Genomic DNA, 4,649 nt, shown 5'->3' with positions numbered 1-4,649 from the left:
GCGCCCACAAGTATTACGGCGTCAGACATTGAAATTCCTTTTGCGTCGCGGGTTTTACCGATTTCTTTCATCTTTTTTATTAGCTTCTTCAGCTCGGCAGAAGTTAGTATTTTGATGATTATTGTGTCCATGCCCTTGGCTTTCGGGGCGGTTCTGCCGGCTATTGTTATCAGTGAGACCGCGGCTTTGATCCCGTCTTTATAAATAGTTTCAGTCATAATTTCCTCCCATATTTTTAATTGCCCGCGCTCGGTTCCGTTTTCCAAAATTGTGCAGAACTTGTCACATGTCAAGACCTGACCCCATTCTTAATTATATCTCAGCGGTTCGGTGCCGGTTATAAAAGGCATCAATATGGCATCAGGATTATCCGGCAGGGCTCTTTTGCCGGTGTTCTTATTAATGGGCACGAAGTTGATCCCGGCGGGGGGATGGAAATCCGATATGGGCCTGCTTTCCGTTATCCTTTTCATGAAGGCCGTCCACACGGGGACAGCCATCACAGCTCCGGATTTTCTCCTGCCGAGGCTCGCGTTGTTGTCATAGCCCGTCCATATTCCGCACACGACATCGGGAATGAAGCCCGTAAACCAGGCGTCCGTAAACATGTTCGTGGTGCCGGTTTTACCACCGCGCGGGCGGTTCAGCGAGCGGGTGCCGGCCCCTGTGCCGTTCTCGGCGACATTCTGAAGCAGCCAGTTCATGATATACGCTGTTTGCGGGGATATGCATTTTTCAGGTTTCGGTCCGTTTATTTCCAGCAGATTCCCGGAGTCATCGGTTATTTTGATGATCCCGTAAGGCGTTACTTTTATGCCCTCATTGGCGATGATGCCGAAGGCCGCCACAAGTTCCGGCAGCGTGACCTCGCAGGCGCCCAGGGTCAGCGACGGTATGGGCAGCAGTTCTCCGGACACGCCCATTTTTCTGGCGTATTTGACGACAAGATCCGGGCCTATGCGCTGAATGAGATCCACAGCGCAAAGATTTTGGGATTGCGTTATGGCATCCACCAGCAGGGTTTTTCCCTCGTATTCACCGCTGTAGTTGGAGGGTATCCATATTTTATCAGGCGGTATGTTTATGAGGAATTGGGGATCCAGATCTGAAAGGTCGGTGGTGCGCGAGAGGAGTTTCCATTTAATGCCTTCCTGAAAATACGCCACGGGCGCGTCCTCAAGTTCGCTCACGACGGTATAGCCGTTGTCGCAGGCGGCGGTGTAGGTGAAGATCTTAAAGCCCGAACCCGGCTGGCGCCGTGCCTGAACGGCGCGGTTGAACTGGGATTTGGCATAATCCCTGCCGCCGACCATGGCCAGTATTTCGCCGCTTCGCGGGTCCATCGCCAGCAACGCCCCCTGCACGGACGGAAAGATGGATAATTTTTCCTTCTCGGCGCCGAGATCGTCTTTTATCATCTCGCTCGTCACCTCAAAGCCTTCTTCTTTCATTCTGCCGTATCGGATCTGTTTCGCTTTTTCTTCGTCAAAGGCCGTCAGACGATTTTCCAGCTCCTCTTCGGCGATGAGCTGCATGTCGTAGTCCAGGGTGGTGTAAACTTTGAGTCCCGCTTTGTATATGGCGTTGTAGCCGTATTTTTCCTCAAGGTATTGGCGCACATATTCCTTAAAATAAGCGGCTGTTTCAATTTTATCATCTATGACCTGCATGGTTATGGGCGTGGCGGAAGCGTCAACATACTGCCGGTCATCGATCATTTTTTCTTCAATCATCCTCCTGAGCACGACCTGCCGCCGCTGGTAAGCGCTTTTCAGATTGCTGAAGGGGCTGTATCTGCTGGGTGCCCTCGGAAGCCCCGCCAGCATGGCGCATTCGGCGAGGTTCAGGTTTCTGACGGATTTATCGAAGTAGACTTTCGACGCGGATTCAACGCCGTAGGCGCTGGCTCCGAAGTATATCTGGTTCAGATAGTATTGCAGTATTTCCTGTTTGGAATATTTTTTCTCAAGCTGTATCGCGAGGAAGACCTCTTTTATTTTTCTCGCTATCGTCCTGTCGCGGGTGAGGAACATGACTTTCGCAAGCTGCTGGGTTATGGTGGAGGCGCCCTGTGAAATACGGCCTCTTTCAACATTCACCATGAAGGCCCTGGCTATCCTCTTGGGATTGATCCCCCAGTGCTGAAAAAAACTCGTATCCTCTATCGCCAGAATGGCGTTCTGAAGGTCCACGGGTATTTCCGTGATGGGAGTAACGACGCGCCGCTCGATATAGAATTCGGCGAATTCTATTCCGTGCCTGTCGTAGAGTTTGGTTATTATGGGCGGCGAGTATTCCTGCAGGATATCTATGTCCGGCAGGCCCTTTGTCAAAAAGTTAACAAAGGCGAAAGCGGCGAGCCATCCCAGCGCGAGCCCAGCGGCCGCCTTTATATAGATCTTGTATCTTTTCATCAGACAGGGATTTTAGCAAATTATCCTCAATTTTCCCAAACGCCCCTTTGCTTTTTCCGTTCGCTTTGTCGCGCAGCGTGAAAGTTTGTATAATGACGCCTCTAGATGGAAATGTGAACAGGGAGTTCTTTATGGCAGACAATAAGATTATTTTTTCAATGGTGGGTGTGAGCAAGACCTATCCTCCGCAGAGGAAGGTGCTGAAGGATATTTATCTGTCGTTTTTCTACGGCGCGAAAATAGGCGTTCTCGGCCTCAACGGGTCGGGGAAGTCCACACTCCTCAAGGTCATCGCCGGCACGGAGCAGGCGGACACGGGCGAGCTGGTTTTTTCGCCCGGCTATTCCGTGGGCATGCTGGAGCAGGAGCCTCATCTGGACGAGGGCAAGACGGTGAAGGAAATAGTCATGGAGGGCGCGGGTGTTGTCTCGGAGCTGCTAAAAAAATACGATAAGATCAACGAGAGGTTCTCCGAGCCCATGGAGCCGGATGAAATGGATAAGCTCATAGAGGAGCAGGGCGAGGTGCAGGAGCAGATAGAAAAACACAACGGCTGGGAACTTGACCACACGCTGGAGAGGGCGATGGACGCCCTGCGCTGTCCGCCGGGAGACACGATAATAAAGACCTGTTCCGGCGGCGAGAGGCGGCGTGTGGCGCTGTGCCGGCTGCTGATATCCGAGCCCGACATACTTCTTCTGGACGAGCCGACGAACCACCTGGACGCCGAATCCGTCCAGTGGCTGGAGCAGTTCCTCAACAAATACAAAGGAACGGTCATAGCCGTCACCCACGACAGATATTTTCTGGACAATGTGGCGGGCTGGATACTTGAGCTCGACCGGGGCGAGGGCATTCCGTGGGAAGGCAATTATTCCTCCTGGCTGGAGCAGAAGGCCCTGCGCCTCAAACAGGAAAAAAAGCAGTCAACAAAAAGACAGCAGAGTCTTGAGCGCGAGCTGGAGTGGGTGAGGATGTCACCTCACGCCCGACAGGCGAAATCAAAGGCGAGGCTCGCAGCTTACGACAGACTGCTCAACGAGGATGTCAAACAGCGCGAGGAAAAACTTGAGATATTCATACCCAACGGCCCACGCCTGGGGAATCTGGTTATAGAAGCGAAGAATGTGTCAAAGGCTTTCGGCGACAACCTTCTTTTTGAGGATCTGAATTTCGCTTTACCCCCCAACGGCATAGTAGGGATCATCGGCCCCAACGGCGCGGGGAAGACCACGCTCTTCCGCATGATAATGGGCACGGAAAAAGCCCTCTCTGGAAGTTTCAGCGTCGGAGACACGGTGAAACTCGGCTATTTTGACTAGCAGCACTCCAACATAGACCCTTCCAAAACCGTCTATGAGACGATAGCCGGCGGGAGCGATGAGATCAAAATGGGCAATTCCTTCATCAACGCCCGCGCTTACGCGGCGCGTTTTAATTTCACCGGCGCCGACCAGGAAAAGAACTGCGGGGTGCTCTCCGGCGGCGAGCGGAACCGGCTGCATCTGGCCCTGACGCTGAAAGAGGAGGCCAATGTCATATTGCTGGATGAGCCGTCAAACGATATTGACGTCAACACGCTGCGGGCTCTGGAGGAAGGTTTGATGAATTTCGCCGGATGCGCCGTCGTCATCGCCCATGACCGCTGGTTCCTGGACAGGGTGGCCACGCACATACTCGCCTTTGAGGGAGATTCGCGGACTTATTTTTTCGCGGGCGGCTACACCGATTATGAGATAAACCGCCAGAAGCGCCTCGGCGATCTCGCCCCCAAAAGAGTGAAGTACAAAAAACTTACACGTTGAAGAATTCTGAAATATACGGAAAATCAGCGGGTTTTAATATGCAGATTCAGACAATTCCCGTCGGGGTTTCTACGGTGCATTACTATTAGTAACCGTCCCCAATACTGATGAAGAAAGTAATAGTTGTCGGCGGAGGGCCGGCGGGCCTCATGGCGGCGATAACGGCCTCGGAAGAATCCGCCGATGTCACTCTTCTGGAAAAAATGCCTTCGGCCGCCAGGAAACTGGCCATCACGGGCAAGGGCCGCTGCAATCTTACAAACAGCGCGGGTATGGCTGATTTCCTCAAAAAATTCTCCGACGGCGGGCGTTTTATAAAGCCCTCTTTCTACCGTTTTTTCAACAGCGATCTCATGGAATTTTTTGAAAATAACAATGTGCCCCTTAAAACCGAAAGGGGAGGCAGGGTCTTTCCCGAAAGCGATAAATC

General features: G+C 52.5%; 3 protein-coding genes and 1 pseudogene. 2 read left to right on the top strand and 2 right to left on the bottom strand.

The features are described from left to right. Both FP827_00500 and FP827_00495 read right to left on the bottom strand, forming a co-directional pair. Window positions 1-218: ferredoxin (locus FP827_00500; GenBank protein MBA3051565.1), on the bottom strand; the 218-nt coding region annotated here is incomplete at its 3' end. A gap of 90 nt (window positions 219-308) precedes the next feature. Beyond that, window positions 309-2,414, bottom strand: coding sequence for a PBP1A family penicillin-binding protein (locus FP827_00495; protein ID MBA3051564.1), 2,106 nt, complete (start codon window positions 2,412-2,414; stop codon window positions 309-311). Window positions 2,415-2,545: 131 nt separating this feature from the next. Here FP827_00495 and ettA point away from each other — a divergent pair. After that, window positions 2,546-4,219 (top strand): annotated as a pseudogene (gene ettA, locus FP827_00490) (energy-dependent translational throttle protein EttA). Between the two features lie 107 nt (window positions 4,220-4,326). Beyond that, window positions 4,327-4,649, top strand: a 323-nt coding sequence (locus tag FP827_00485) for an FAD-binding protein (GenBank protein ID MBA3051563.1), incomplete at its 3' end; no start/stop codon positions are given.

The organism is Candidatus Omnitrophota bacterium, assembly GCA_013791745.1.
Taxonomy (GTDB): Bacteria; CG03; CG03; order CG03; family CG03; genus CG03.
The sequence above is the reverse complement of the archived record's forward strand: the minus strand, read 5'-3'. Positions and strand labels throughout refer to the sequence as shown.

Coding starts and splice junctions, on each gene's coding strand:
- FP827_00495 (MBA3051564.1), bottom strand. CDS start 2,414: ATGAAAAGATACAAGATCTATATAAAGGCGGCCGCTGGGCTCGCGCTG.